Source organism: Wolbachia endosymbiont of Rhagoletis indifferens (genome assembly GCF_048537595.1).
Classification (GTDB): Bacteria; Pseudomonadota; Alphaproteobacteria; order Rickettsiales; family Anaplasmataceae; genus Wolbachia.
The window spans coordinates 501,385-525,663 of the sequence record NZ_CP175923.1; the positions used below are offsets into that span (position 1 = coordinate 501,385).

The 24,279-nt window shown below is 35.9% G+C and carries 17 protein-coding genes, 2 rRNA genes and 6 pseudogenes; 15 read left to right on the forward strand and 10 right to left on the reverse strand.

Features of this window, described 5'->3' with window-relative positions; all coding sequences use genetic code 11:
• Positions 1-5: 5 nt before the first annotated feature.
• Together atpD and pstC are read right to left on the reverse strand one after the other, a co-directional pair.
• Positions 6-1,433: a F0F1 ATP synthase subunit beta gene (atpD, locus tag ACJZL1_RS02530; protein ID WP_265026639.1), complete on the reverse strand. Its 1,428-nt coding sequence runs from the start codon at positions 1,431-1,433 to the stop codon at positions 6-8.
• A 101-nt stretch (positions 1,434-1,534) separates the two neighbouring features.
• A complete protein-coding gene (gene pstC / locus ACJZL1_RS02535) occupies positions 1,535-2,623 on the reverse strand; it encodes a phosphate ABC transporter permease subunit PstC (protein ID WP_419247510.1) in 1,089 nt (362 codons plus the stop codon).
• A gap of 107 nt (positions 2,624-2,730) precedes the next feature.
• On the opposite strand from pstC, the gene rpmH reads away from it, so the two are divergent.
• The 3 genes and pseudogenes from rpmH (at position 2,731) to ACJZL1_RS02550 (ending at position 3,523) form a co-directional block, all read left to right on the forward strand.
• Entirely contained in the window at positions 2,731-2,865 is a 135-nt protein-coding gene (rpmH, locus tag ACJZL1_RS02540; protein WP_006279898.1) for a 50S ribosomal protein L34, read from the forward strand.
• A 67-nt stretch (positions 2,866-2,932) separates the two neighbouring features.
• Positions 2,933-3,208, forward strand: a pseudogene (gene rnpA / locus ACJZL1_RS02545) (ribonuclease P protein component); the annotation flags it as partial.
• A 90-nt stretch (positions 3,209-3,298) separates the two neighbouring features.
• Positions 3,299-3,523 carry a hypothetical protein gene (locus ACJZL1_RS02550; protein WP_419247438.1) on the forward strand — a complete coding sequence of 75 codons (225 nt, stop codon included), beginning with the start codon at positions 3,299-3,301 and terminating at the stop codon, positions 3,521-3,523.
• 16 nt (positions 3,524-3,539) lie between these two features.
• On the opposite strand, the gene rrf is transcribed toward ACJZL1_RS02550, so the two are convergent.
• Positions 3,540-3,646: ribosomal RNA gene (gene rrf, locus ACJZL1_RS02555) — 5S ribosomal RNA — on the reverse strand.
• A gap of 66 nt (positions 3,647-3,712) precedes the next feature.
• Positions 3,713-6,478, reverse strand: a 23S ribosomal RNA gene (locus tag ACJZL1_RS02560).
• A 335-nt stretch (positions 6,479-6,813) separates the two neighbouring features.
• Here ACJZL1_RS02560 and ACJZL1_RS02565 point away from each other — a divergent pair.
• The 5 genes from ACJZL1_RS02565 to ACJZL1_RS02585 all read left to right on the forward strand — a co-directional run bounded on the left by ACJZL1_RS02565 (position 6,814) and on the right by ACJZL1_RS02585 (position 11,806).
• Positions 6,814-7,890 carry a methyltransferase domain-containing protein gene (locus tag ACJZL1_RS02565; protein WP_265035376.1) on the forward strand — a complete coding sequence of 359 codons (1,077 nt, stop codon included), beginning with the start codon at positions 6,814-6,816 and terminating at the stop codon, positions 7,888-7,890.
• A 58-nt stretch (positions 7,891-7,948) separates the two neighbouring features.
• Positions 7,949-9,733: a ribonucleoside-diphosphate reductase subunit alpha gene (locus ACJZL1_RS02570; protein WP_265035375.1), complete on the forward strand. Its 1,785-nt coding sequence runs from the start codon at positions 7,949-7,951 to the stop codon at positions 9,731-9,733.
• A 527-nt stretch (positions 9,734-10,260) separates the two neighbouring features.
• Complete coding sequence (locus ACJZL1_RS02575) at positions 10,261-10,422, forward strand: hypothetical protein (protein WP_419247439.1); 162 nt, start codon at positions 10,261-10,263, stop codon at positions 10,420-10,422.
• 230 nt (positions 10,423-10,652) lie between these two features.
• Positions 10,653-10,865 carry a hypothetical protein gene (locus ACJZL1_RS02580; RefSeq protein ID WP_419247440.1) on the forward strand — a complete coding sequence of 71 codons (213 nt, stop codon included), beginning with the start codon at positions 10,653-10,655 and terminating at the stop codon, positions 10,863-10,865.
• Entirely contained in the window at positions 10,850-11,806 is a 957-nt protein-coding gene (locus ACJZL1_RS02585) for an IS5 family transposase (RefSeq protein ID WP_264735368.1), read from the forward strand. Before ACJZL1_RS02580 ends, ACJZL1_RS02585 begins: the two co-directional genes overlap by 16 nt.
• Here ACJZL1_RS02585 and ACJZL1_RS02590 read toward each other — a convergent pair.
• Positions 11,749-11,934: a hypothetical protein gene (locus ACJZL1_RS02590; protein ID WP_419247441.1), complete on the reverse strand. Its 186-nt coding sequence runs from the start codon at positions 11,932-11,934 to the stop codon at positions 11,749-11,751. The two genes, ACJZL1_RS02585 and ACJZL1_RS02590, sit on opposite strands and share 58 nt — an antisense overlap.
• A 69-nt stretch (positions 11,935-12,003) precedes the next feature.
• On the opposite strand from ACJZL1_RS02590, the gene ACJZL1_RS02595 reads away from it, so the two are divergent.
• Complete coding sequence (locus ACJZL1_RS02595; protein WP_419247442.1) at positions 12,004-12,150, forward strand: hypothetical protein; 147 nt, start codon at positions 12,004-12,006, stop codon at positions 12,148-12,150.
• Positions 12,098-12,277 (forward strand): hypothetical protein, encoded by a 180-nt coding sequence (locus ACJZL1_RS02600; RefSeq protein WP_419247443.1) that lies wholly within the window; start codon positions 12,098-12,100, stop codon positions 12,275-12,277. Before ACJZL1_RS02595 ends, ACJZL1_RS02600 begins: the two co-directional genes overlap by 53 nt.
• 345 nt (positions 12,278-12,622) lie before the next feature.
• Here ACJZL1_RS02600 and ACJZL1_RS02605 read toward each other — a convergent pair whose 3' ends face one another.
• Complete coding sequence (locus ACJZL1_RS02605; RefSeq protein ID WP_265025735.1) at positions 12,623-15,421, reverse strand: WPE palindromic element domain-containing protein; 2,799 nt, start codon at positions 15,419-15,421, stop codon at positions 12,623-12,625.
• 91 nt (positions 15,422-15,512) lie between these two features.
• Here ACJZL1_RS02605 and ACJZL1_RS02610 point away from each other — a divergent pair, with 91 nt between their 5' ends.
• Both ACJZL1_RS02610 and ACJZL1_RS02615 read left to right on the forward strand, forming a co-directional pair.
• Entirely contained in the window at positions 15,513-18,539 is a 3,027-nt protein-coding gene (locus ACJZL1_RS02610) for an AIR synthase-related protein (RefSeq protein WP_419247444.1), read from the forward strand.
• A gap of 207 nt (positions 18,540-18,746) precedes the next feature.
• Entirely contained in the window at positions 18,747-19,259 is a 513-nt protein-coding gene (locus tag ACJZL1_RS02615; RefSeq protein ID WP_419247445.1) for a hypothetical protein, read from the forward strand.
• Positions 19,260-19,533: 274 nt separating this feature from the next.
• On the opposite strand, the pseudogene ACJZL1_RS02620 reads toward ACJZL1_RS02615, so the two are convergent.
• Positions 19,534-20,068: pseudogene (locus ACJZL1_RS02620) on the reverse strand (transposase); the annotation flags it as partial.
• A gap of 382 nt (positions 20,069-20,450) precedes the next feature.
• Here ACJZL1_RS02620 and ACJZL1_RS02625 point away from each other — a divergent pair.
• On the forward strand, positions 20,451-20,603 hold the full coding sequence (locus ACJZL1_RS02625; protein WP_419247446.1) for a hypothetical protein: 153 nt from the start codon (positions 20,451-20,453) through the stop codon (positions 20,601-20,603).
• Complete coding sequence (locus ACJZL1_RS02630; protein WP_264735368.1) at positions 20,588-21,544, forward strand: IS5 family transposase; 957 nt, start codon at positions 20,588-20,590, stop codon at positions 21,542-21,544. Before ACJZL1_RS02625 ends, ACJZL1_RS02630 begins: the two co-directional genes overlap by 16 nt.
• Before the next feature lie 131 nt (positions 21,545-21,675).
• Here ACJZL1_RS02630 and ACJZL1_RS02635 read toward each other — a convergent pair.
• A pseudogene (locus ACJZL1_RS02635) lies at positions 21,676-22,457 on the reverse strand (IS982 family transposase).
• Between the two features lie 139 nt (positions 22,458-22,596).
• Here ACJZL1_RS02635 and ACJZL1_RS02640 point away from each other — a divergent pair.
• Positions 22,597-23,183 (forward strand): annotated as a pseudogene (locus ACJZL1_RS02640) (IS3 family transposase); the annotation flags it as partial.
• A 33-nt stretch (positions 23,184-23,216) separates the two neighbouring features.
• Here ACJZL1_RS02640 and ACJZL1_RS02645 read toward each other — a convergent pair.
• Together ACJZL1_RS02645 and ACJZL1_RS02650 are read right to left on the reverse strand one after the other, a co-directional pair.
• Positions 23,217-23,360, reverse strand: a pseudogene (locus ACJZL1_RS02645) (IS110 family transposase); the annotation flags it as partial.
• A 69-nt stretch (positions 23,361-23,429) separates the two neighbouring features.
• Positions 23,430-24,158: pseudogene (locus tag ACJZL1_RS02650) on the reverse strand (transposase); the annotation flags it as partial.
• Between the last annotated feature and the right edge of the window lie 121 nt (positions 24,159-24,279).

Sequence of the window (24,279 nt, forward strand, 5' to 3'; positions counted from 1 at the left end):
AACTTTTATTTAGCTTCAGCTTGTATTAATTCAGCCTTTTTTATTGCTTCATCTACATTCCCCACCATATAAAAAGCAGCCTCTGGTAAGTGATCATATTTACCTTCAACAATCTCTTTAAAACTGGAAACAGTATCAGAAAGTGAAACAAATTTACCAGGCATACCAGTAAATATTTCTGCAACGTGAAAAGGTTGAGAAAGAAATTTCTGAATCTTACGAGCCCTATCAACAATAATTTTATCTTCATCAGATAGCTCATCCATACCAAGTATTGCGATAATATCTTGCAGTGATTTATAAGTTTGCAATATACGTTTCACCTCAGAAGCTACCTTATAATGTTCTTCACCAATGATTTCAGCAGATAAAGACTGAGAAGTTGAATCAAGTGGATCAACAGCAGGGTATATTCCCATTTCAGCTATTTGCCTTGACAACACTGTGGTGGCATCAAGATGAGAGAATGTAGTTGCTGGGGCTGGATCAGTTAAATCGTCCGCAGGAACATATATAGCTTGCACAGAAGTAATAGAGCCAGAAGTTGTTGAAGCTATTCTTTCTTGCATTGCACCCATATCAGTTGCAAGGGTTGGCTGATAACCAACAGCTGACGGTATTCTTCCAAGTAAAGCAGAAATTTCAGAACCAGCTTGTGTAAAACGGAAGATATTATCCACAAAAAACAGAACATCTTGGTTTTCACGGTCACGAAAATACTCTGCCATAGTAAGTGCTGTTAAAGCAACTCTAGCCCTTGCTCCAGGAGGCTCATTCATCTGACCATAAACCAAAACAGCTTGAGATTTTTCATGCTCATTTATATTTATTACATTTGAAGTGATCATCTCGTGATAAAGATCGTTACCTTCACGTGTTCTCTCCCCTACCCCGGCAAACACAGAAAATCCTTTATGAGCTTTTGCTATATTATTAATTAATTCCATTATCAGGACTGTTTTACCAACACCGGCTCCACCAAATAAGCCAATTTTTCCTCCTTTAAGATAAGGTGCAAGAAGATCTATAACTTTTATTCCCGTAACTAAAACTTCTTCCTGTATTCTCTGTTCAGTAAAACTTGGAGGTGCTCTGTGTATAGACTCTAAGTTATATTTTCCCTTCAGTGGACCACACTCATCTATAAGCTCTCCAACAACATTAAAAATCCTTCCTAAAGTTGAACGCCCAATTGGCACAGATATTGGTGCACCTGTATCAAAAAATTCATCCCCCCTTGACATGCCATCTGTGCTATCCATAGCAATACAACGAACTATATTGTCACCTATATGCTGCGAAACTTCTAAAACCAGCTCCTTATCCTTATATTTTAGTTTGCTTTTTAAAGCATTAAATATTTTAGGCAATTCACCTTCAAATTTTATATCAACAACTGCTTGAGTTACCTTAATCGCTCTACCTATATTCATCTCTTTACTTTTATCACCTAACACTATAATTCCATAAAAGAACTTCTAAAGAAAATAAATCTTATATTATTAATAGAAATTTTGCAACATTAAAACGCTTACTAGTTACGCTTCATTACAAACAATGCAAATGCATTTAATAGCCAAGTAATAATAAACAATACTAAGCTAAGCGCATAAGCAGCAAGAGTTTGTACACTATTGAAATCCTGATCTCCGGTAAATAATGTAGCGATCTGCACGGTAATGGTAGTAACTGAATTAAGAGGGTTAAAAGTCAAATTTGCGTTGATTCCCACAGCCATTAGCACAATCATTGTTTCACCTATCACTCTTGAAATTGACAATAAAATTGCACTTAAAATTGTAGGCATTGCATAAGGTATTGTTATATGCCATATAGTTTCCGCTGGAGTTGCGCCAAGTGCCATGAAGCCATAACGCAAGCTTTTTGGAACAGATCTTATGGCATCTTCGAGTAAAGAAATAATAAAAGGAAGAATCATTATCCCAATCGATAAACCGGCAACTAAGGCACTTTCTGAGTGTATACTTAAACCAAAAAAATTTGCTACCTGCTTTATAAAGAAAGACAAAAACACAACCGCGAAATATCCATATACAACCGTAGGAATAGCAGACAAAACTTGCAAAGTTGTATTAACAATATAACGCACTTTCTCACTCGCATATTCACTAATATATATTGCAGAAAATAAACCAAGCGGAACGACAACTAACATTGCTATAATAGTTATAAGTAATGTACCTACTAAAAGCGGCGCTATACCAAAACATCCTACCTTCTCTTCATTGATAGTGACTACATTGTGGCCCCATTTCAAGCAAAACAAGAATTCTGAAATAGCTACTTTATTAAAAAAATTAATGGATTGAATAAAAATAGATAGCATTATAAATAAAGTGATAAAAAATGATATGGCCAAAGCCACAAATAACAAAAGTTTTATTATCTTATTTCTTTTATTTTTAAAGATAAAAGCAAGCATGAAAAAAAGTAACGCTATAGAAATAAAAGTTACAAAACAATTATTATAGAGTACTAACAACCAAGTTAGCATCCATACACAACTAAGATATAGATAAGATTTAACCTTATTTACCTCTTGAAACCTACTAAGACAAAATAAAAGGATTAGTAGGACAGGTATGACTATCACCGAATTCATTTTCCCATGCATCAAATTTTATTCTACAAAAATGTCATACAAGTTCACCATCATTTGACAATAAAGTAAAACAATTTAAAATAAATAATTATATTAATATAAAAACAATGAAGAGAACATTTCAACCAAAAAATTTGATAAGAAAGCGCAGACATGGATTTCGTTCACGTATGGCAACAAGAGCTGGAAGAAAAATCCTTAATAGGCGCCGTTCATTAGGGTGTAACAAATTATGCGCATAGTAAGTATAAAAAAAAAGATTTTTCCTTTGCTTTCAAAAATAAGTTAGCACTCAGCAGTCTTTTTTATCGTGGGCTTTATATATCACTGTATGCTATAAAAGAAAGAGAACCTGAAAAGTACATTCATACTATTAGAGTAGGTCTGGCTATCAGTAAAAAAGCCGGAAAAGCAGCAAAAAGAAATAAAATAAAAAGGCAACTACGAATACTTGCTAAAATTAGCATTTTAAATATAAGCAATATAGGGCACTACTACATAATACTAACTCATAGAAACATTATGCAAGCAAGTTATAAAAACTTACAAAAAGATCTAACTATTTGCTTAAAAAAGATAAAATAAAAAAAAATTTCAATTAAGGTATTTACAACTATATTTTTTATGATAACATAAGTAAAATTTTTAAAATAAATTAATGGGTGTGGGTGTTTAATGGTAGAAAGTAGAAAAGAACAAGATAAAAATCTCAATATAAATACAAATAATGTTAAAGAAGATTTTTATGAATATAAAGAATCTAGTTATCGTACACAATGGGAATTAGCATTTGAGCAAAGTCAATATTTAGAGCATAATAAGAATAAGCCTAGACCGCAATTATTAGATTTGAACATAGAAGCGACTTCTCGTAATAAAAGAATTATTAAAAGACGGTAAAAAGAAATTTTTATAAACTTGGCGGCGACCTACTCTCCCTTTTCAAGTACCATCAGCGCTAAAAAGTTTCACTTCCGAGTTCGGGATGAGATCGGGTGGTTCATTTTTGCTATAGCCACCAAGTCAATAAAAATTTCTAACTTAACAATTTTAACTTAATATTTAACACTGCATACACACATATAGAAAGCAAATAAATCAATCAGGCTATTAGTACTAGTTAGCTTCACATGTTACCATGCTTCCACACCTAGCCTATCAACGTGGTAGTCTTCCACGGCCTTAATTGGGAAATCTTTTTGAAGAGGGTTTCTTGCTTATATGCTTTCAGCAATTATCCCATCTATACATAGCCACCCAGCGATGCTATTGGCATAACAGCTGGTACACCAGAGGTATATCCATCTCGGTCCTCTCGTACTAGAGTCAGACCTTCTCAAATTTCCTTCACCCACGGCAGATAGAAACCGAACTGTCTCACGACGTTCTAAACCCAACTCACGTATCACTTTAATCGGCGAACAGCCGAACCCTTGGGACCTTCTTCAGCCCCAGGATGTGATGAGTCGACATCGAGGTGCCAAACGGTGTCGTCGCTATGAACGCTCGAACACCATCAGCCTGTTATCCCCGGCGTACCTTTTATCCGTTGAGCGATGACCCTTCCATACAGAATCACCGGATCACTATGACCGACTTTCGTCTCTGCTTGGCTTGTCAGCCTCGCAGTCAGGCAAGCTTATGCCATTATACTATCAAGCTGATTTCCGACCAACTCTAGCTTACCTTCGCACGCCTCCGTTACTTTTTAGGAGGCGACCGCCCCAGTCAAACTACCCACCATACAATGTCCTAGTTCCAGATAATGAAACATAGTTAGATATCAAAAGTGTAAAGGGTGGTATCTCAAGGTTGACTCCATTATAGCTAGCGCCATAACTTCAAAGTCTCCCACCTATCCTGCACATCACACTTTTAATAGCAATGTAAAGCTATAGTAAAGGTGCACGGGGTCTCTTCGTCTAACCGCGGGTACCCCGCATCTGCACGGGGAATTCAATTTCGCTGAAGTGATGTTGGAGACAGTGGAGAAATCGTTACGCCATTCGTGCGGGTCGGAACTTACCCGACAAGGAATTTCGCTACCTTAGGACCGTCAGTGTTACGGCCGCCGTTTACTGGGGCTTCAATTCGGAGCTTGCACCCTTCCTATTAACCTTCCAGCACCGGGCAGGCGTCAGACCCTATACTTCCACTTACGTGTTTGCAGAGTCCTGTGTTTTTAGTAAACAGTCGCTACTCCCTATTTTGTGCCACCTACTCATAGTTACCTAAAAGCAGGTTACCCTTCTTCCGAAGTTACAGGTATAATTTGCCGAGTTCCTTCAACATCATTCTTTCAACACCTTAGTATACTCTACTCATCCACCAGTGTCGGTTTGCGGTACGGCCTCATAAATATAAGTGCTATTTCCTGGAGCTTCTTTTAAGCATAGATCAATCCAATAAGATCTATACAAATACGAAACCCGTCACACTTAAGAGGTTTAGGAATATTAACCTAATTGCCATCGACTACTCCTTTACGGACTCGCCTTAGGAACCGACTAACCCTACGCAGATTAACTTAACGTAGGAACCCTTAGATTTTTGGTGAGAGTGTTTTTCACACTCTTTTACGCTACTTATGTCAGCATTCTCACTTCCGATATCTCCAGCAGTTTTCACAAACCACCTTCACAGACTTACGGAACGCTCCGCTACCGCGCCTATTGATCGAAATCAATAAGCACTCACATCTTCGGTATACAGCTTTAGCCCCGGTACATTTTCGGCGCAGAAAAACTTATTTAGACAAGTGAGCTGTTACGCTTTCTTTAAAGGATGGCTGCTTCCAAGCCAACCTCCTAGCTGTAATGGTTTTTCTACTTCCTTCCCCACTTAGCTGTAATTTTGGGACCTTAGATAGTGATCTGGGTTGTTTCCCTTTCCACCACGGACTTAGCACCCGTAGTGTGCCTGCTGTATAATTAATTGTTGGTATTCGGAGTTTAGTTAGATTTGGTAAGACGGTGAATCCCCCTAGTCTATCCAGTGCTCTACCCCCAACAACATACATACAACGCTCTACCTAAATAGATTTTGCGGAGAACCAGCTATTTCCAAGTTTGATTGGCCTTTCACCCCTAATCACAACTCATCCAATAATGTTGCAACATTAACTGGTTCGATCCTCCAGTGTGTTTTACCACACCTTCAATCTGGTCATGACTAGATCACTTGGTTTCGGGTCTAATCCATAAAACTAAAACGCCCTATTCAGACTTGCTTTCGCTACGCCTACACCTAACGGCTTAAGCTTGCTTCATAGATTAACTCGCTGACCCATTATGCAAAAGGTACGCTGTCACTCTAAATATCAATAAATTGATATAGAGCTCCAACTGTTTGTAAGCACTTGATTTCAGATTCTATTTCACTCCCCTCCCGGGGTTCTTTTCACCTTTCCCTCACGGTACTTGTTCACTATCGGTCGTTAAGGAGTATTTAGGCTTGGAGGATGGTCCCCCCATATTCAAACAGGATTTCACGTGCCCCGCTCTACTCAAGGATTTAAAAACTTTCTACTTATACAGGACTATCACCTTCTATGGTTACTATTTCCAGAGTATTCTAATTCTTATTCTTAAATCACTAGCCTTTTCCGCTTTCGCTCGTCACTACTAACAGAATCTCGGTTGATTTCTTTTCCTTTGGCTACTTAGATATTTCAGTTCACCAAGTTTGCTTTACATACTTAGTATGTAATAACTAGCTTAGCTAGTTGGGTTTCCCCATTCGGAAATCTGCGGATCAAAATTTGTTGACAATTCCCCACAGCTTATCGCAGCCTGCCACGTCCTTCATCGCCTCTTAACGCCAAGGCATCCATCAAGTGCTCTTAATAATTTATTTATCCGACTATATGTAGAATATGCAGAGTTAAATATTATTAAAATTGAATTGAGATTAAATTAATCTCTACCATAAAACTTGTCAAACATCTAAAAACTAAATTAATCTTTTATATATTATAACCTAACAAATAATATGTCAACGCCTTTTTGCACAAAACATTTACTTATATTATCAACAACAATATACTAGCAATCCTAAACAGTACAATCTGAGAAATATGCGGTAAACTTATATATACAGTAAAAATTAATGAAAAAGATATTTTGTAAGATAAAATGTGTTAAAATCAATTGCCTAAAAATGATAATGAACATTCGGAGTATTTCTAATGTATGAAAAGTAATCTCTCTTTTATAAAAAACGTTGCTTTAAATTGTATGTCTAAGCTCATTGGCGTATTAAATATTAAGAAAGTAAAACACTTCATTGTGAACAAATATAATACTCTTCATAAAGAAATGACAGTGCTTCTTGAAAAATCTAAAAACCTGTTAAATACCAACATTGAAATCGGTTTATATCACTTTTATAAAGGCAGCATATCAGATGCAAAGTTACGATTTTGGTTAATTAGCATATTTTACCCCCATCTACCTATAGTCTGGTATAACATCGGAAGGTGTCATTTTGCGGTAGGAAATACTAACAAAGCTTATAATTATTTAACAAAGACACTAAAATTAGATAGTGACCACGAGGAGGCGTCTTACTATATAAAAAAAATGACAAACTCAGCGCCTATTACAGAATTGCCAAAAAACCTCATAAGACAATATTTTGATTATACAGGTGAATATTTTGTTGAGCATTGGTTGATTGCTAAACAGTATAAAGGGCATGAACTTGTACACATGATAATTACAAAAATCTTCAACAACTCCACTTCTGAGCTCAATATACTTGACCTTGGTTGTGGAACTGGAATATGTGGTCATTTCTTGAAAATAAATAGTATTGGAAACCACATAACAGGAATTGACATTTCAAGTAGAATGCTAAATATTGCAAGAGGATGCTTTATAAAAGGTAAGCCTGTTTACAATGAATTAATACATATGGAAATGAAAGAGTTTCTTAAACAAGAGAAAAACCAGCAGTATGATGTAATTATCTTTGCTGAAGTGCTACATTATCTACATGACTTTCAAGAAGAGTTGGAATTAGCAAAAAGATCTACGAGCAAAAAAGGAGTTATTGTATGTTTAATAAGAAGAAAGGAAGGTGAAGGTATTGACTTTGTAAACAAAGGAGACTATTTTCGTCATTCAGAAAGTTATGTTCAACATGTTGCAAAAGAAATAAATATGCAAATAAGTTATATGAGTTACTGTAAAATATATGGCAGTCAGGTTGACGGTATCTTGTTTGCATTACAGCATCAACAAGAAAATCCGAAAAACCTAACTTAAAAATCGCTCAAAGTGGCTTTTAAGTATCTATATATAATAAAAGAATAAAAGGAATTTTATGAATAACATTACTATTAATTACGCAAAGGATAGCAAATTAACCGATTTTGGAAAAGCAGTTCTATCAGACAGGTATTTAATAGAAAATGAAAGTTATCAAGACCTCTTCATACGTATTGCCAATTACTACTCTGATAATAAAGAACATGCGCAGCGTCTTTATGACTACATGAGCAACTTGTGGTTCATGCCTTCAACACCAATACTCAGCAATGGTGGCACTAAGAGAGGGTTACCTATCTCTTGCTTTCTTAATGAAACCGAAGACAGCTTGCAGGGAATAGTTGACTTATGGAATGAAAATGTTTGGCTTGCTGCACGTGGAGGAGGCATAGGTAGTTATTGGGGAAATTTACGTTCAATTGGTGAGAGTGTAAAAGGCAGTGGTAAAACATCAGGAATTGTTCCATTTATTGTAGTGCAAAATGCTCTAACGCTTGCAATTAGTCAGGGATCCTTAAGGCGAGGAAGTTCAGCAGTTTATCTTCCTGTATTCCATCCGGAGATAGAAGAGTTTCTGGATTTACGTAAGCCAACAGGCGGTGACCCAAATCGCAAAGCGTTAAATATACATCATGCTGTAATAGTAACAGATAAATTTATGCAGGCTGTTGAGAATGATCAAGAATGGAATTTAATAAGCCCTCACAACAATAAGGTTATTTCAACTGTAAAAGCGCGGGATATATGGATCAAAATACTAACAGCAAGAGTTGAAACTGGAGAACCTTACATTATTTTCCTTGATGCAACAAATAACAATAAGCCAGAATCTTACAAAAAGCTCAACTTAGACATCAAGATGTCAAATCTATGCAGTGAAATAACTTTAACCACAGGTTATGATCACCTGAATAAGTCACGCACTGCTGTGTGTTGTCTATCATCCGTAAATCTTGAGTACTACGAAGAATGGAAAGACAATAAACTCTTCATAGAAGATATAATGCGTTTCCTTGATAATGTATTGGAAGATTTTATAAATAAAGCACCGAATGAAATGCAGCGAGCAAAATATTCTGCAGCCAGAGAACGCAGTATTGGTCTTGGTGTGATGGGTTTTCATTCATTTTTACAAAGCAAAATGGTTCCTTTTGAATCAGTAACAGCACAACAATGGAATAAAAAAATATTTAAGTATTTACGCGAGCAAGCAGATATAGTTTCTAAAAAATTGGCAGAAGAAAAGGGGGCATGTCCTGATGCCAAAGAAGTTGATCTAATGGAAAGGTTTACACACAAGCTCGCTATTGCTCCTACTGCCTCGATCTCCATTATTGCAGGCAATACCTCTCCTGGAATAGAACCATATGCAGCAAACGTATTCATACAAAAGACACTTACAGGCTCATTTGTAGTGCGAAATAAATTCTTGCAAAAACTATTAGCAGAAAAAAATCAAGACAATGATAAAGTATGGTCTTCAATTTCAACAAATGAGGGTTCCGTTCAGCATTTAGATTTTCTTAGTGAGCATGAAAAATTGACATTTAAAACAGCGTACGAGCTTGACCAAAGATGGATTATAGAACATGCAAGTGATAGAACTTCGTATATTTGCCAGTCTCAATCAGTAAATCTGTTCTTACCTGCCAACGTACATAAACGTTACTTGCACAAAATACACATGCTTGCTTGGAAAAAAGGATTGAAGAGCTTATATTACTGCAGATCACAATCAATGCAGAGAGCCGATAAGGTCTCGCATGACATATTCAAAAAAAGTGAAATATTGCAACAAAAAACAGATATTGACTACGATGAATGTTTGTCATGCCAATAGTGACCTTATTCAGAAAAAGTAGAGAGAAAGTTAAGACGTTTTTGGAGTAAAATAAAACGTTTTTTCAAAATATGGCAAATAGAAGAGAATAGAAACAAAAACTTGCTTGACACCCTCCGCCAGCCCCCTTATCATGAAACTGAAGGTATTCAGTTATCTTCATCTGTGCAGATTAAACAGCAAGAAAACAACGTAGTTGGCGTCTTATTTTTAATTTTTTGCACTATGTGCACCTTATGTCTTCACAATATTTCTAGGTTTTTACCTATATAAGCTGAAACGCGCTTATAAGTCGTTTAAGACAGTATAGTATGCCAATTTGCAGGATTAGAGAGTGACAACTAGCTAACACGGGATTTTTTTTGCCTTTTTTTCTGCTTAGTAAATTTCTTAAACATTTAAACTAAGGTGAGTTGCATTTAAAAGCAGCTAAATTGCAGTGTTTAAGACTTTAAAAAACGCCAATACTGAAAATAGACAATGACTAGGGCTTCTTTTGCCTTTTTTTTCATTTGGTAAATTTCTTAATGTTTATAGCTAAAAGAGCCCAAGAGAGGTGTCATTCCAGTGCCCCTGTGATGTCATTCCAGTGCTTGACACTGGAATGGCTTTGTTGCATCGCTAGCTATGATGGATTAAAGATAAAAAAGATGGAGAATATCAGTAGCTTATTATTCTGGTATTTATAACAAGAACGGTCAGTGAATACCTAAATTTGAGTAAAAGAAATTTCACTACCACTCACTAATCCGGCTAAAATTCAAGAATTTCAATGCTTTAGCTATTTTCAATAGAATTAAGTTTATTAATATAAATAATAAATTACTATTCTTAAATTTGATCAGATTGATTGCAAAAAAACAAGATTTTCAATAGGTTGCTTATAATCCTAGCTATAGTTAGCCTTTCATAAGTAGCGATGCAACAAAGCCCACTGGAATCCAGTTTTCCATATAATCTCATCGAAAACGTTGTAACCACTTTCTATGCTAGTTTTCTTGTTTACAAGCAAACTTTCCTGGATCCCAGTGGGCTTTGTTGCATAGCAACCGAAAAAATCTGGTGGCTACTGACAAAATTCATTATAAATAACCATTTAACTGTTGAAGAAAAAATATGCCACAGAAAATGAAAGTCAGTAACCAAAACGAATATAACAAATTCCTTGAAAAAAGGGGAAATATTTTTCGTTACATCGATGAAGCTATCGAAAATTGGTATGAAAATAGTCCAAAAATGCAGGGCGGCAACTATATTTACAGTGATAAAGTCGTAATTTTGGTGCATATAATTGTCAATCTTTTTAGAATTGGTTTAAGACAAACGGTGGGGTTTATAAAAGGATATCTGCAACAAATAGGAAAAAATTTGGCAGTTATCAGCTATTCACAAGCATCAAGAAGGTTTAAAAAACTTAATATTAAGATAAATGATTGCAGGGTTGATAAAAGCAACATGGAAAATATTGAAATTATCATAGATAGCACAAGTATCAGCATTTACAGTAACACTCCTGGCCACAGTAAGGAAAACAGTGCAGATAGAAAGTACCGAAGCTACGAGCAAGTAAGAAAGTTACATGTTATGTTAAGTGTGAATAGTAAAAAAGCTATAGCTGCAAGATACAGTAATGGCGTCTACTCTGACCACTATGGAGCTTGCGATTTGCTTGAAGAAGTTAATTTTCAGCACAAAATAAAAGCATTATATGCAGATAGGGCATACGATAGGCACAAACTTTATAAATTGTGTAAGAAATACGATATAAAGACAAAAGTTCTACCAAAAAAGGATGCAGCAGAACATTCAAAAATAGATTATATGTCTGACAGAAATGCTGCTATTAGGTTAATAAAATTATATGGACAAGATGGTGTAAAAGAGTGGAAAAAGGAAGCAATTTATGGAAAGAGATCTTACATAGAAGGATTTTTCTCAAGGTTGAAGCAAGTATTTGGATTTAGCTTTAGGAATAAATCTGAAGTAAATCGTGAAAAAGAATTACTAATTAAGTGCTATTTGCTCAACAAATTCACTGATATTGGTATGGCTAAATTTGAAATCATTACATAAATTTGTCGTAAACCATCACTGCTTAAGGTGCTATGCAACAAAGCCATCCCAGTGTCTGGGCACTGGGATGACACCATTCTTTTTCCTGGATTCCAAACTGGGATGACAGCTAGCCTGACAATCGTCATCCCGCTACGTGTTAGCGGGATCTAGAGATACTGTGACGGTATGACGTAGGACTGCTGTCATCCCGCTACTTGTTAGCGGCTAAGAGATACCGCGGCGGTATGACGGTTCGCGGTGGCATCTCGTCATCCCGCTACTTGTTAGCGGCTAAGATACCGCGGCGGTATGACGGTTCGCGGTGGCATCTCGTCATCCCGCTACTTGTTAGCGGGATCTAGAGATACCGCGAATGAATCGCGGTATGACGGTTCGCGGCGGTATGACGTAGGACTGCTGTCATTCCGCTACTTGTTAGCGGCTAAGAGATACCGTAACGGTATGACGGTCTGCGGCGGCATGACGTAGGACTGCTGTCATTCCGCTACTTGTTAGCGGCTAAGAGATACCGCGGCGGTATGACGGTTCGCGGTGGCATGACGTAGGACTGCTGTCATTCCGCTACTTGTTAGCGGCTGAGATACCGTGACGGTATGACGGTTCGCGGCGGCATGACGTAGGACTGCTGTCATGCAAGTAGCTGACACTGGCATCCAGTCTTTATTATGCAGCCACTTGGTTAGAATCAAGTCTTCTGGATCCCAGTGTCTGGGCACTGGGATGACAAAAAAAGGAGCACTGAGATGACACCTCTGGGCACTGGGATGACACCATTATAGAGTGAACCAGTGTCAGCTACTTACATGACACCATTTACAACCACTCCCCTACCCTTTCTAGCTGTTTATAGCTGTTAAATCTCAGGAATTTATCAAAATATGGAGAGGCAATAAAGGGAATAGTATCTCTTAAATAATTAGATAAAAAATCTGGCAGATCATTCTGAAATTCTTGCATTTTTTGTCTATAATCTCGTAAAGAAATAACTTTTATTTTATCATAATCAAGTTTCCAATAAGCAAGTTCTGAGACTTCCCTTCCGGTCACATACTCTACCGCTAAAGCTTGCAAAATTAATTGCGGAAAAAACCCCGACATAACTTCTTCATTGGAAGGTGGTGAACCAAGTTTATAGTCTATAATTGCTACTTGCCCACTTGGTAGATACTCAACTCTATCACATCTTGCTGTCAGTGAAACTTCTTGTGGCCTATTTGTCATCCCAGCAGTTTCATACTGATCACAAGAACCAGCGTCACGCGCTGGAATATGAAATATCGGACAGGTAAAACTCTTTTCCAACTCAACATAATTGCTTCGAGTCTCATCAAATTCGACAAAAATCCTTTGCAGTCTTACCCACCACATATTTGAAAAATTAAACTGACTAGTCGAGAATGCTTCTCGTGCAATGCTCATCAGCGATTTTTTGTTGCGTAAATATCTTGCAAGAATGTTGTGTACCATAGTGCCAAATTCCAATATCGATGGCTTAAAATTCAAGTCTCTTAATTGTTTAAGGCCCAGTATATATTCAACGTAAAATGAATAAGGATTACGAATTAGCTTTTCTATTGCACTGCAAGACATCACCTGCATTTTTTCTTTTCTAACTTCGGTTTGAGGTTTTGGCATAGGTTGAGTACATGGAACAGTACATTCAGGCGTATTTAATACCCTCAGCCAATCACGATACGGCTGTTTCCCCTCCTTGAGCAGAATTTCCAAACGCTGCAATAGAATTGGTTTTCTATGGCTTAGCGATCTTGTAATATAAACCTTACTTGCGCAAAACAAATTGTGTAAAGTATAAAAAAAATACCCCTGCTCTTCTTGCGCAGAAGGAAGATTAAATTTTTCTCTCGTAAGTGCATTCAAAAGCGGACTTTGAAAGCTTGGCGCTTCATTAAATCCAGCAAGTATTACAACTTTGTTGTGATATAAGCTGAATTTATTCAAGTCACTTGCTACAGAGAAAAACTCTTTCTCTAAAAATAAAGTCAGAATTTGGCTATATAACTCTAAGGAGCACTTAATTTCTATACCCTCACATGCATTTGAGAAATTACAGGTAAAATTACCTATTTCACTATTTAGCTCTGAAAAATTTATACCAGATAGCATATTAATACACTGCAAATGAGTTGCCACCACATCAGAAATAGGGCAATTTATAGAATTAAATAAAAGATTAAATATAACCTCTAACCTATTGATAATAAGCAATATATTCTCTTTATATTTTAGCTTTTTATGGGCATTGATAGCATTTATAATATCGCTCAGGCCATTTGTACTAAAGTTGCGTAATATCTCTATTTCAAATTCAGATAAAATCCGAGAGTACTCTTCTTGAGTGTAACCAAAAGTCACTAGCCTATGTTTAAGGAGCGAAAGTAATGACACACTGCTCCAATTTGAGGTCAAAACTTCGATACTATAAAGCAGAAGCATTATATAAGGATAATTTTCCGGTATGGCACTGTGTTGCCTTGATAAACATGCTATACGAGCTGCAAGTAATTTATCAAAGACAACCAAAGAAACGTTTTCATAACCTTCATTCTCTATAATTAATGATGTCACTTGTGCTTCTTCCTCTCTGGAATCACAAGTGATGACTTCAATATTGCCAATATGTCCATTACTAACTTTGCTTAGATCGGCAGTTGTATCAAAGACGTAATCTAGATATTCCTCAGGACTTCCTGTTATCCCAGCCCTTTCTTCTGTCATCCCAGTGCTTGACACTGGGATCCAGTTTTCATTATACAGCCACCTGGTGCGCTCATTTAAAGTTAAGTTTTCTGGATCCCAGTGTCGGAGCACTGGGATGACACCAGAACACGCTTCTGGCAGAAAACTCACATCCCTTCTATCTACATTTAAATAATCCAACAAATCTTTCAAACAATATTGATAGTGTTTTTTATCAAGCAATTTCCAGTCTTTCTCTTTAATTTTCAAATTCAGGTTAGGCAAAATTATTTTTCCAAACGGCAGGTCATATATAGCCTTAATTAACGACTTATCCTTTCCAATTCCAACAAAGATTATATGTTGGTCTTTTTGTAAAGAGATTATCATATTGTTTATGTAATCACTCTTATGTTCTAATATATCTACTACTCCTAAATCTTTTAAAATTTTATTCCAACTCTCAATGAGTAAGCTTATGAAATTCTCTATTTTTTTTGAATGTTCATCGAATTGATAACAATCCGTTGTTTGGGTAGATTGAATTTTATCAAGCAATGATGGCAGGCTATAAGCTAAATCAATGGGGAAATTATCATTATTTTTTCTATTCCACTCCAATATGAATTGAATGAGTAGCAGCGTCCTCTTTGTTGGATTGATAACTTTAACTCTATCAAGATTTAATATTAAATCCTCCTCATCGATGTTCTCTAGCGAAACTATCTCTGGCAAAATTATGCATTTTTTAGCGTTGTAATTCTTGAACGCACTCAGCAGCGCTATTACATCCCTTTTGCAAGGAAGTATGATCTTTACTTCAGGAATTTTTTCTCTTTCATATTCAGAAAATATGTGCTGAACCAGCACATCAAAAAGGGATTCATCCACATTAACAGTAAAAACTCTTCCCACTAACAGTAACAATTAATACAATATTTTATTGTATAGAAATTATTTAAAATATAAATGTGCTTGTATGCTATTATATATTAAAATCTTTTATATGACAAACATTAGAATAGAAGTTTTAAATAAATGTGAACAAGTTGGTAACAGATGGTTAGTCAACGTTTACTCGATTTATATACACAAAGAATTACCACCAAAATTATATGAAGAAATTTGCGGGCTATTTTATAATAAAGTCATACAAGACTGCCGTTATTATTCCTACAATGAAAACCTTGAAGAAGTTCAATATGATTTTATAGAGCCACAAGCAAAGTGGGGCTTGGAGATAAGCTTTTTACCTGGCATGACCGATAATGTAGGCAACACAGTGAAACAAATTGTTAGAGAATATTTAATAAACAAGAACTACATTGATGAAAATGTTTATATCAAAGCAAGAAGTTCAAAATTGATTCTAAGTCAAGCAACTGAAGATGATATAAAACAAGAATTCAACCCTATCACTGAGTATTGCATTCTTGTTTATAAAGAAAACAGCAATTGCCGTTGGAAGTATTATGGTAAATCGAATGCCTCACCTGGTGTCATCCAGTACTTGGATCCAGGAAACTTCAAGCAATTGTATAATGAAAACTGGATTCCAGTGTCAAGCACTGGAATGACAAAAGAAGGGGCTGGGATGACAAAAGAGAGTACTGGGATGACATCAAGTAGTAATGGGGCTAAGTCTGTTGACCTCAATGTAAGTGACCAAGAGCTTGAAAAAATTAGTAGAGATGGAATCGATGGCAATGGTACTTTAGGGCTCTCTCTGGCAGCAATGAAAGCTATAAAGGATTACTTTAAAAAACTTAATAGAAATCCATATGATATTGAACTTGAGTCCCTAGCACAAACTTGGTCCGAACATTGTAAACACAATATTTTTTGCTCTCCTATTGATGAAATAAAAGACGGTCTATATGCTCATTATATTAAGCGTGCAACGCGTGAGATAAATTCTGACATATGCGTGTCAGTTTTCTCCGACAACGCAGGGGGAATAATTTTTGATGACGATTACTTGATTGTAGATAAAGTTGAAACTCACAATAGCCCTTCAGCTCTTGATCCATTTGGTGGAGCAATGACCGGAGTGCTTGGAGTTAATCGTGATATAGTGGGTTTCGGGAAAGGCGCGGAGCCTATAATGAATACCTATTACTTTTGCTTTGCCAAAGAAGCAAAAGGCAAATTTTATAGGGATAAAGAGCACACTGATGAGATCTTACCGCCGAAATATATAATGAAAGAAGTGATTCATGGCGTTAATGTTGCTGGTAATTGCTCTGGTATTCCAACACAACTTGGGTCGGTATATTTTGACGATAGATTTTGTGGGAAGCCGCTGGTCTTTGTTGGAAGTGTCGGAATTATTCCGCGCAGTATAAATAATGCACCTTCACACATAAAAGGACCTAAAAACGGCGATAAGATTGTAATTATTGGTGGAAGAGTTGGAAGAGATGGAATTCACGGTGCGACATTTTCTTCAGAGGCTTTGTCGGGAAACAGCCCTTCAACAATTGTGCAAATTGGTGACCCTATAACACAAAAAAAATTATCCAATGCCGCCTTGGAAGCAAGAGATCTTGATCTTTACAATGCAATAACGGATAATGGAGCAGGCGGTCTATCATCGTCTATTGGTGAAATGGGAAAAGACGGATTTGAAGTTGATTTGAGCAAGGTTCTCCTTAAAAACGATGGTATGGCTCCGTGGGAAATATGGATATCAGAATCACAAGAGAGAATGACCTTAGCAGTGCCAGAAGAAAATCTTCCTGTGTTTAAGCAAATCATGAAAAAACATGATGTGGAGGTTTGTGTGATTGGAGAGTTCAGTGATAGCAAGAGGGCTAAGGTTCAACTCTCTTCTGCTCCACCAATAATGGACATCGAAACTGAATTTCTGCATGATGGTAATCCCAAAGTGCATTTACAGACAAAGCCGTGGTCTAAGGGGCTTCTAGCGCCATGCACTGGAATGACAACAAATCCAGCATCTTTAGAAGTCGAGCTAAAAGAAATGCTGAGCAGACCAAACATATGCAGCAAAGAGTTTATAGTGGTGCAATATGACCATGAAGTTCAAGGATCGTCAGTGCTAAAACCATTGCAGGGCAAGGGAAGAGTGTGCAGTGAAGCTATTGTTTCAAGGCCAATCTTTTCTTCAAACAAAGGTGTTGTGAAATCACAGGGGTTTGGCTCGAGTTATGGAGAAATTGACACCTACCACATGGCAGCATGTGCAATTGACACCGCGATACGCAACTATGTAGCCGCAGGAGGAAATATAAATCATCTAGCGTTGCTCGACAATTTTTGCTGGTGTGATGCTTATAATCCAGAAAGGCTGTGGCAACTAAAGAGAGCTGCAGAGGCTTGTTACGACTTTGCAACTGCATTTAAAACACCATTCATATCCGGAAAAGATAGTATGTTTAACGACTTTAAGGGATATGACGAAAATGGCGAGAAAGTGATGATATCTGCACCACCTTCATTACTCATCTCAGCAATTGGAGTTATAGAGAATATTGAAAGTGCGGTATCGCTTGATGTGAAAATGCCGGGGGACTTGATATATGTGCTTGGTACAACCCACGATGAGCTTGGTAGATCTGAATATCAGTTATATAGTGGAATAGGTAATAACAACGTACCAAAAGTTGATGCACAAAGTGCTAGAAAGTTGTATGAATGTTACAACCAGGCAATAAAAGATGGCATAATTGCCTCTGCAATTGCACCAAACTTGGGCGGATTAATTATTGCTCTGGCAAAATCGCTAATTGCAGGAGACCTTGGTGCTGAAATCGATCTTTCACTAGTGCCAATAGGAAAAATACAAAATACAGGTATAATAAACAAGATAACAATGTTTTCTGAATCGCAAAGTAGAATTTTGGTTACTATTGCACCACAAAATCGGAAGAGGTTTGAAGCATTGTTTGAAGGTGCGGTTTATTCATGTATTGGCAAAGTAACAGAGAAAAAGGTGCTAAACATAAAGGATGTTTTAAAAGTAAATCTGAAAGATTTGGGAAATAGTTATTATATAGCTAAAGTGACTTAGGTTTACAGACGATTTGATAAACGACAAATTCGTCATCCCGCTGCTTGTTAGCGGGATCTAGAGATACCGCGGCGGTATGACGTAGGAAAACCTTTCTTGGGTTAGCTATAGCATGTCAGTTTAAAATATTTTTTTTGATTATGCTAAATAACTCTTTCACTATGTGCAATATTTACTTAAAATAAATGTATGTTATTAAATTTGATTATGTCTATTTTATCGATACTCTTGCTTATCAGTCTTTCTTTACTCAACACTTCAAATAAATTGATGATATGTGCTGCCTTATTTGTGGGAGCTGCTTTAGTTGTAAATTCAATGGTTGAATTTTATGGCAAAAGCAAAGCTACGTACAGCTTAATAGTGTGTACAGCGCTATGTTGTGTTTTTAAATGGCAAAGTTTTAATTTGATGATATTGATTTCATATACTGCAATTTTAGTCTCTCTTCTCTCAAGCATAATTATTTTTGAAAAATTGAAGTCCAAGTTGAATTTTCATATGGCAAATTTCATTACTTTAATTATAGCATCAGTTGTTGATAGTGCCGTTGTATGTGTTGGATTACTATACAAATTTTCTGCAGGTAAATGCTTATCAATATATATTAGAGATTTAATTTTTAAGTTTTCTTATGTGTCAGTATTGAGCATCTGCTTGTTTATAGGAATGTATTTATTTTGCTTGGCGAACAAGAAGTATTTTAAGATTTCCACATAACCTGTTTTCTGATATAGCTAAACTGACTTTGGGTCCTGGGTTGGTGGTCCTAATACGTAACAACAGTTTAGAATTTATAGGTAGCCTAAACCCACAACTGTACAAACATTGCAATTTGAGTCCACCAGTAAGATGTCACCCCAGTGCTTGACACACAGCTGTACGAACATTGCAATTTGCAGGTAATTTGCGTAGTAAGTGGTGTCATGAAAGTAGCCGACACTGGGATGGCTTTGTTGCATAGCAACGTAAGTTTTTTCCAGAGTAAATAATTTTATGCGACTATTTCAAATTTAGGCATACCAATTGCAGTAAATTTGTTCATTAAGTAGCATTTAATAAGTAGTTCCTTCTCTCTATTTGTCTCAGATTTATTCTGAAAACTAAACCCAAATATTCGCTTCAACCTTGAGAAAAATCCTTCAATATACGATCTTTTTCCGTAATTTACTTCTTCTTTCCATCTTTTTATACCATTCTCACCATGTAATTTCATTAACTGAATAGCGGCATTTCTATCAAGCATATAATCCAATTTTGGATGCTCTGCTGCGTTGTTTTTCGGAGGAATTTTCGTTTTTATGCCATATTGATTACACAGCTTATAGAGCTTTTTTCTATCATATGCCCTATCTGCATATAGTGCTTTTATAGCATATTTAACATCAAATTTCCCCAATGCTCCATAGTGATCAGAGTAAACGCCATTACTGTATTTTGTAGCTATGACTTGTTTGCTCAACATTATGTGCAATTGTTCTTACTTGTTTATAGCCGCGATACTCTCTATCTTTGCTATTTTCTTTGCTGGTATCTGTTCAGGCAATGGCGTCAACTTAAGAGCCTTCATTAGCAAACCCTCCTATGGATTTTCTGAAAAGTTTTTGAGTATATTGTATTTTTAATTTGTAAAATAAGATTTTTTCCTTTCTGCACGTCTCGTCTAAAAAGGACACATTTTAAACTTTTTTGTTGAAATAAAATAGAAACAAAAGTGCTGTTTCTTGCACTCTTTGGATAATTTAATGATAAAAAATTTAGAGAGAAATTTTACACACAATCACTGATATTTTCCCTTAAGTTGACGCCATTGTCTGTTCAGGAGCATCGCAAATATTGAAGCAAAAGTGGTGTCATCCGAGTAGCCCCTTCTTTTGTCATCCCAGTGCGTGACACATAACTGTACGAACATTGCAATTTGCGGGCAATTTACGTGGCAGATTCCAGTGCTTGACACTGGAATGGCTTTGTTGCATAGCAACCGAAAAAATCTGGTGGCTACTGACAAAATTCATTATAAATAACCATTTAACTGTTGAAGAAAAAATATGCCACAGAAAATGAAAGTCAGTAACCAAAACGAATATAACAAATTCCTTGAAAAAAGGGGAAATATTTTTCGTTACATCGATGAAGCTATCGAAAATTGGTATGAAAATAGTCCAAAAATGCAGGGCGGCAACTATATTTACAGTGATAAAGTCGTAATTTTGGTGCATATAATTGTCAATCTTTTTAGAATTGGTTTAAGACAAACGGTGGGGTTTATAAAAGGATATCTGCAACAAATAGGAAAAAATTTGGCAGTTATCAGCTATTCACAAGCATCAAGAAGGTTTAAAAAACTTAATATTAAGATAAATGATTGCAGGGTTGATAAAAGCAACATGGAAAATATTGAAATTATCATAGATAGCACAAGTATCAGCATTTACAGTAACACTCCTGGCCACAGTAAGGAAAACAGTGCAGATAGAAAGTACCGAAGCTACGAGCAAGTAAGAAAGTTACATGTTATGTTAAGTGTGAATAGTAAAAAAGCTATAGCTGCAAGATACAGTAATGGCGTCTACTCTGACCACTATGGAGCTTGCGATTTGCTTGAAGAAGTTAATTTTCAGCACAAAATAAAAGCATTATATGCAGATAGGGCATACGATAGGCACAAACTTTATAAATTGTGTAAGAAATACGATATAAAGACAAAAGTTCTACCAAAAAAGGATGCAGCAGAACATTCAAAAATAGATTATATGTCTGACAGAAATGCTGCTATTAGGTTAATAAAATTATATGGACAAGATGGTGTAAAAGAGTGGAAAAAGGAAGCAATTTATGGAAAGAGATCTTACATAGAAGGATTTTTCTCAAGGTTGAAGCAAGTATTTGGATTTAGCTTTAGGAATAAATCTGAAGTAAATCGTGAAAAAGAATTACTAATTAAGTGCTATTTGCTCAACAAATTCACTGATATTGGTATGGCTAAATTTGAAATCATTACATAAATTTGTCGTAAACCATCACTGCTTAAGGTGCTATGCAACAAAGCCCACTGGAATCCAGCTTTTGATCGAAAATGTTGTATAGTGCACAATCAATTTTTCTGGATCCAAGTAGTCAAGACGCTAACTATGGATTAGCTGATGAAGAAAGTGTTGGAAATAGAAGGTTTTTTCCGTTTTAAAGAATATGAAATAAGGGTGGAAAAAATGTGAACTAAAAAATTAACAGGAGATCTATGGCGGGTATCTAATCTGTTTTTTAGGTAACCAAAGACGGTTTCAATGATAGATCTTTTTCTCAGAAAAATCTTCTCATTTAGCGAGATTAATACATTTTTCATACCTTTTTTTATCTTGGTCACAAGCTTGAGATTTCTATCAAAAAAATAGATCTTTTTTAATATAGTCTTTATCTCCAAATAATAAACCCGCTAATTTTTTAGTCAGGTCTGGAACTGGTTTCCTATCGTCAACATTACCTTTTGTCAAAGTAACCCCTTACCTTTTTCATTGATTACCATATGTAATTTAAAACCATAAAACCAACCATAAGTGCTTTTTCCTATTTCAGCAATTCCGGAAAAAACTTTGTTTTTTGAGATTCGTTTCCTATAACATGTTGCGATAGGTGTTGAATCGATATACTGTCTCTTTTGCTTAACCATTGCAGCAAAATCGCTAAATACCATAAAACTCGCGGCTTTAACGCAATGAACCTATCATATGAAGGCAGTGTTGGAAAGTCTGACTTATGTAATAACTTTAGATAGTATTGATAAAATGATTTAAAATTTTCATATCTAGATTGCTGATATAGTAGAATTATTGTTATAATTTCAGAATACGTTATTTCTGGCACTCTGGTAGGTTTTTTGCCACTTGGCAGTAGTCTGCTTGCAAAATTTTCATCTATTATTTTACAATAATCATCTACAAAACAGTGTTATATTCTTATTCATTGGGTAACCTCCTATTATCGCTAAAATACTGGAGTTTACCCTCTTTTTCCCTCCTCTCTTACTATTTTTCTAATCCATAGTTAGCGTCTAAAATACATAAAAGCTTTAGGCAAAAATTATAACATCAAAACAGTGGAAAGTGTTATGCAGGAAAATGGTATTCAAGCCCAACTTAGACGAAGGTTTAAGGTTAAAAAACGGCAAACAGACAATAGAGTTATAGCTCCGAACATATTGGATCAAAAATTCACTACTGATCAGCCAAATAAAGTGTGGGATTACTTACATAAAAACCAAGGGAGGCTGTTGGCAGCAATAATTCTCACGCATGGTAGTTAATGAGTAATACAATAATTAATTGTGAATTCTTTGCTTATGGCTGTTAACAAACGCAAACCCCCTGAAAATCTACTGTTACATAGCGATCAAGGCTCACAATATACTTCAAAGAATTATCAATATCTACTGGGTATAAAGAATATTGTATCTAGCATGAGTCATAAAGGTTGTTGTTATTGTTGCAGAAAAGCTCACTAAAAAGGGAGCTGCTTATTGATACTTCTCGCTCAACAAACTAGAACTGCCATATTTGAATACATAGAAATTTTTACAATAAATAGCGTAGGCATTCTGCTATTAATTATTGCATTCCTGAACATTTTGATTCATCGTTCTTTTTGTAAAAAATTTTCTTAACTTTCTCTCTACTTTTTCTCCTATGATTGTTGTCCAATAAAAAATTCAAATTTTGTGAAATCTTTAAAAACCCAGTCATTTTTAAGAGTATAGAAAATAGTTGTAAGAAATTTCCTGGCAGTAGCAATAATAGCCTTAGCAGAACCACGCTTTTTTTTTACATAAGCTGTTCAGATAAGCGTATAGCAACTCAAGTACACTGCACTAAAGAATATCACGTTTGTTCCGATCGTGCACTGTTGATTAGATTGAGAAACTCGTGGCACAATTCCAAAATATGCAGTAAGTTTCTCAGGCCTATGAAAATCATTAATGTCTCCAATTGTTGCAATAAAAATAGCTGCAGAAATTGGGCCAATTCCTTTTATGCTGATAAGGTTCAGGAAGCTGTTTGGCAAAAGCTATAATTTCCTTCTCAAGTTTTTTAAGATTTCCCGAATAGCTTCCAAATGATAGCTAATTACTTCAATTTCAACCTTTTCTAAAGGATCCCAAGTATACTTTCCAATAGCACCCACCTTAGTTGTAAGTGCTTCCTTTTTAATTTTTATCCCATGGTAATTAAAAAGACCATGCATTTTATTGATTAAAGATACCCGTAACTGGTCTCTTGTTTGAAGAAGAGAAGCTAACTGCTTGCATTGTTTGCTTTGCTTCAGGCAACATACCTTTGCTTAGAAAAAAAGCAATAGCTCGCGCATCTTGCTTGTCCGTTTTGTTCACAGAGCAACGAACAACTTCAAACTGTCCAGGAGACCACGCTCTTAACATAAGGTGACACTGCGTCATAAAAAAAACAGCTATTGCCTGTTAGCTATTTCATCTGTTTCTTGAAGATTTCTGATAAAATTATTTAAGTCTTTTAAGCGAAACGTTTGAATATACTCCGATTTTCCTTCTTGCAAGTAACAAACAGTAAAACTATTGGTATAATGCCTATGTGACGCATATTTTTCCTCCAATTGCACATTTCAATATATCAGAGTACTGGTTGGTCCAAACTCCTATACGAGGTCATCACATTTTGTGAGCCTCACCGGTGGCAGAATCTGAGTAACGAGGTCTTCTTTCATATACTTTATA

What these genes read in the sequence shown, in the direction of transcription:
- atpD (WP_265026639.1), bottom strand. Translation starts at nt 1,433, where the DNA reads ATGAATATAGGTAGAGCGATTAAGGTAACTCAAGCAGTTGTTGATATA.
- pstC (WP_419247510.1), bottom strand. Translation starts at nt 2,623, where the DNA reads ATGAATTCGGTGATAGTCATACCTGTCCTACTAATCCTTTTATTTTGT.
- rpmH (WP_006279898.1), top strand. Translation starts at nt 2,731, where the DNA reads ATGAAGAGAACATTTCAACCAAAAAATTTGATAAGAAAGCGCAGACAT.
- ACJZL1_RS02550 (WP_419247438.1), top strand. Translation starts at nt 3,299, where the DNA reads ATGGTAGAAAGTAGAAAAGAACAAGATAAAAATCTCAATATAAATACA.
- ACJZL1_RS02565 (WP_265035376.1), top strand. Translation starts at nt 6,814, where the DNA reads ATGAAAAGTAATCTCTCTTTTATAAAAAACGTTGCTTTAAATTGTATG.
- ACJZL1_RS02570 (WP_265035375.1), top strand. Translation starts at nt 7,949, where the DNA reads ATGAATAACATTACTATTAATTACGCAAAGGATAGCAAATTAACCGAT.
- ACJZL1_RS02575 (WP_419247439.1), top strand. Translation starts at nt 10,261, where the DNA reads ATGTTTATAGCTAAAAGAGCCCAAGAGAGGTGTCATTCCAGTGCCCCT.
- ACJZL1_RS02580 (WP_419247440.1), top strand. Translation starts at nt 10,653, where the DNA reads ATGCAACAAAGCCCACTGGAATCCAGTTTTCCATATAATCTCATCGAA.
- ACJZL1_RS02585 (WP_264735368.1), top strand. Translation starts at nt 10,850, where the DNA reads ATGCCACAGAAAATGAAAGTCAGTAACCAAAACGAATATAACAAATTC.
- ACJZL1_RS02590 (WP_419247441.1), bottom strand. Translation starts at nt 11,934, where the DNA reads ATGACGATTGTCAGGCTAGCTGTCATCCCAGTTTGGAATCCAGGAAAA.
- ACJZL1_RS02600 (WP_419247443.1), top strand. Translation starts at nt 12,098, where the DNA reads ATGACGGTTCGCGGTGGCATCTCGTCATCCCGCTACTTGTTAGCGGGA.
- ACJZL1_RS02610 (WP_419247444.1), top strand. Translation starts at nt 15,513, where the DNA reads ATGACAAACATTAGAATAGAAGTTTTAAATAAATGTGAACAAGTTGGT.
- ACJZL1_RS02615 (WP_419247445.1), top strand. Translation starts at nt 18,747, where the DNA reads ATGTCTATTTTATCGATACTCTTGCTTATCAGTCTTTCTTTACTCAAC.
- ACJZL1_RS02630 (WP_264735368.1), top strand. Translation starts at nt 20,588, where the DNA reads ATGCCACAGAAAATGAAAGTCAGTAACCAAAACGAATATAACAAATTC.